Raw genomic sequence first — 3,704 nt, forward strand, 5'->3', positions numbered from 1 at the left:
CGGCTTCGTCGCCTTCGACGTGCTCGCACATGACCGGGCCGAGCTGGCGGAGCTCCTCAAAAGGCTGACCACCCGGTGCCGCACCCTGACGGCGGGTGTCACACCGCTGGACCCGGACGTGGCAGCGCTACAAGGCCCTGAGGACCGACTGACCATCACCGTCGGGGTGGGTGCCTCACTCTTCGACGGACGGTACGGGCTGGCGGGGGCGCTTCCACCCGGACTCGTCCGGATGCCGGAATTCCCTGGAGACCGGCTCGATCAGGGAAACTGTCACGGCGATCTCTCCGTGCAGGTCTGCGCCCAACACCCGGACGCCGTCCTCCACGTCGTACGGGATCTGGCCCGGGAGACCTCGGGGCTGCTGCGGACCCGGTGGCGGGTCGACGGCTTCCTGAACCCGCCGCGCCCCGAGGGCTCCCCGCGGTCGTTCGTCGGCTTCAAGGACGGCACCGCGCACCCGGACACGGCGTCGGCGCGGGAGATGGACCGGCTGATTTGGGTCGGGCCGGAGGGGCCGGGCTGGGCGCGCGGCGGGAGCTACCAGGTCTTGCGCACCATCGGGCTGCGGGCCGAGGCGTGGGACCGGGTACCTCTGGATGAGCAGGAGCGGATCTTCGGCCGCCGCAAGTCGACCGGGGCACCGCTGGACGGACGTAAGGAGAGCGACCTGCCCGACTACGGGCGAGACCCGCAGGGACGGCTCACACCGCTCGACTCCCACATCCGTCGGGCCAATCCACGGACCGCCGGGACCGAGGACTCGGTCCTGCTGCGCCGGAGCTACAACCTCGACCGGGGCCTCGCGCCCGACGGGACGCTCGACGTGGGGCTGGTCTTCTGCTGCTACCAGCGGGACATCGCCCGGCAGTTCGCGACCGTGCAGAAGCGGCTGGAGGGCGAGCGGTTCGCGGACTTCAGCACCACGACGGGCGGCGGCTACTTCCTCGCACTGCCAGGGGTGTCCGACGCCTCGGACTGGTACGGCTCCACTCTGCTCGCCCCCTGAGAGCCCAGGCTTGGATGTTGACCAAGCCCATCTGGGACAGCCTGAAGCTGCTCGCACCGGCCCACAACGGTCGCGGCATCACGTACTTCAAGCTCCTCTGGCGGCGTCGGAAGGAGCGGGCCGGGCGCTGCGGGGTGGGGCGCGGCCCGGTCTGTTGCCCGCCTTTTTGCCCCTCGTGCCGGGCCGGATGGCTCGCATCTCCGCCGGCCGTCCTGCCCCGCTCCGTCCAGGCGGCGGCACTGCGGCCGGGACTCCAGCTCCCAGGGGCAGGGGCAGGGGTCAGTGGGTGATGGGGTGGAGGAGGTCGTGGTCGCGTTCGTAGTTCGCCAGGGCAAGGCCGAGGGCGAAGAAGGTGGGTGCCCACTCGCCGACGAAGATGCCCCACCGGTCGGCCCGCGCGGTGCCAGCTGGCTCGACTTTCATCGATCCGTACCAGGAGACGACGGACAGGCCGATCGAGGCGAACGCCGCGGTGTAGGCGTGCTCGGCCTTCAGGCCCTTCTCGTGCAGCATCTTGACGATCATGAATCTTCCAAGGGACGCAGGGAAACGGTCTTCATCCACCGTCGCTGCTGGGCACCGGGTCGGCATCTTGGAACTCTGCCGCCCAACGCTCCAGCGGCTTCCCCGATCCGGGCATCGCGGGGCGGGATGCCCGGTGGCACCCGGGGCGCCGTCTGGTGACTTCGTGGAGGGCGCAGGCCGCCGCACCGCTGTCGGATTTCGCACCGCCCTCAACCAGCACTTTTGCTCCGAACGGTTGAATCTTTACAGCGTTCGACGAGGCGGCGTCGGCCTTCAACAGACAGCGGGGCGTTGCGGTGAAGCGATTGTCTCTTCACGGTCATCGGGTGTGCCGTGGGGGTGCAGAAGCAGCAGGAAGGCGAACCGCTACCAGCGGCAGGAAGCAGCCGACGAGGGGCCCCATGCACAGTGCGATCAGCACCGTGCCGACCCCGACGACTCCACCCAGAAGCCAGCCGGCGCAGGCAACAGCGACTTCGATGCCGGTGCGCACAAGGGCGACGGGTAGGTGGGTGAGCCGAACGAGTCCAGTCATGATGCCGTCGCGTGGTCCCGACCCGAACTGCGCGCCGAGGTAGAGCGCGTCAAAGAATGCCAGGGCGACAAGGCCGAGGGCGAGATATCCGATCTCGGCGAGTGGCCCCTGTGGGTTGGGGAGCACAGTGGCGGTGGCATCTGCGGCGAAGCCGACGATCGCGACGTTGAGGAGCGTGCCAAGCCCGGGCAGTTCTCGCAGGGGGATCCATGCAATGAGCACAAGCAGCGAGATCAGGTTCGTCGCACAACCGAACGAGATATCAAGAGATTTGGCGGTGCCTTCCGTGAGCACGTTCCAGCTGGCCGCGCCAAGCCCGGACTGGACGAGCAGCATGACGGCGGCCCCGTATCCCATCAAGCCGAGCAGGAGCTGAGGGACCCGACGTGCCTTTCGGGCCGCCCGGACCTGGGCAAATGCGTTCATGCGCGGCAGCAGGGGTGGGTCCTGGCGAGCCGGGACGGAAGTGTGCGTCGTGGAAGCGGGAGGTGCCATATGGCGAGTCTCTAGGTGATCTGGACCTGTATTCCATAGCCAGATTGGCTATGCTGGTCTGGTGAAAATCAGCTCGCATGCGGTAGCACGGATGTTGGGGACCTGGCAGGAGGGGCCGGGGCCGGCGCATCAACGTCTCTCCGACAGGCTGCGTCTGCTCATCCTGGATGGACGCCTCTCCCTCGGTGCGGCCCTGCCGAGCGAGCGTGACCTGGCTGTCGCACTCGGCACCAGCAGAACCACCGTCGGGACCGCATTTCGCACCCTGGTCGAGCACGGATACCTCGCCACACAGGCACGTACCAGGGCAACGGTACGGCTGCCTGATGACACCACGTTCGAGCACCCGGTTGGCACGGGCACAGAGACTATCGACCTGTCATTTGCCGCGCCGGCTGCGCCCGTCGAAATCCTCCATGCTGCGTTCGCGACCGCTCTCGAACAGCTGCCACGACATTTCGAGCGGCACGGCTACGACCGATACGGCACCGCGGAGCTGCGCGAAGCAGTCGCCCGCTGGTATCAGCGGCGAGGACTGCCCACCCGGCCCGATCACATCCTGATCACCAACGGCGCACAGCACGCGCTCGCTCTTCTGACGCGCATACTCCTGTCGCCACGCGACAGAGTTCTCATCGACCATCCGACCTACCCACACGCGATCACGACATTCACTCAAGCGCGCGCCCGACTTCTGCCCGTCGCCGTGACGTCTTCCGGCTGGGACACCGAGCAACTCCAAGCTGCAGGGCAAGCCGCGAACCTGGGCTACCTGATACCTGACTTTCACAACCCGACCGGGATGTGCATGCCCACCAGCGTGCGCCAAAAGCTCAAGCTCGCGTGTCCAACAGTCGTCGACGAGACCATGACCGATCTGGCTCTGGACGTGCCGAGCCCCGAACCTCTCGCGCTGCACATGCCAGCAGCCATCAGCATCGGCTCCGTGTCCAAGAGCATCTGGGGCGGCCTACGCATAGGCTGGATTCGCGCGCTGCCCTCTCTCCTGGAACGCGTCGAACAAGCCCGTCCCACCACAGACCTCGGCACCCCCGTCGTCGAACAGCTCGCCGCAGCCGTCCTCCTGAACGAGCACCAAACCCGGCGGCCGGACACGCTCCAGCAACTCAGGTCGCAACG

4 protein-coding genes are annotated in these 3,704 nt (G+C 67.5%); 2 read left to right on the plus strand and 2 right to left on the minus strand.

Annotated elements, in window-relative coordinates:
* The coding region (locus AC0VY3_RS37860) for a Dyp-type peroxidase (RefSeq protein ID WP_475551998.1) at window positions 1-1,009 on the plus strand (1,009 nt) is incomplete at its 5' end.
* A 279-nt stretch (window positions 1,010-1,288) separates the two neighbouring features.
* Here the strand turns inward: AC0VY3_RS37860 and AC0VY3_RS37865 are convergent.
* The gene (locus tag AC0VY3_RS37865; RefSeq protein WP_097867722.1) at window positions 1,289-1,534 is read right to left on the minus strand and encodes a hypothetical protein; all 246 of its coding nucleotides are present in this window, start codon (window positions 1,532-1,534) and stop codon (window positions 1,289-1,291) included.
* A 319-nt stretch (window positions 1,535-1,853) separates the two neighbouring features.
* Window positions 1,854-2,495: a membrane protein YczE gene (gene yczE, locus AC0VY3_RS37870; protein ID WP_475551999.1), complete on the minus strand. Its 642-nt coding sequence runs from the start codon at window positions 2,493-2,495 to the stop codon at window positions 1,854-1,856.
* 130 nt (window positions 2,496-2,625) lie between these two features.
* Here yczE and AC0VY3_RS37875 point away from each other — a divergent pair.
* Window positions 2,626-3,704: aminotransferase-like domain-containing protein (locus tag AC0VY3_RS37875; protein ID WP_475552000.1), on the plus strand; the 1,079-nt coding region annotated here is incomplete at its 3' end.

The sequence above is a fragment of the Streptomyces sp. iso_384 genome, assembly GCF_056172905.1.

What these genes read in the sequence shown, in the direction of transcription:
- yczE (WP_475551999.1), bottom strand. Translation starts at nt 2,495, where the DNA reads ATGAACGCATTTGCCCAGGTCCGGGCGGCCCGAAAGGCACGTCGGGTC.
- AC0VY3_RS37865 (WP_097867722.1), bottom strand. Translation starts at nt 1,534, where the DNA reads ATGATCGTCAAGATGCTGCACGAGAAGGGCCTGAAGGCCGAGCACGCC.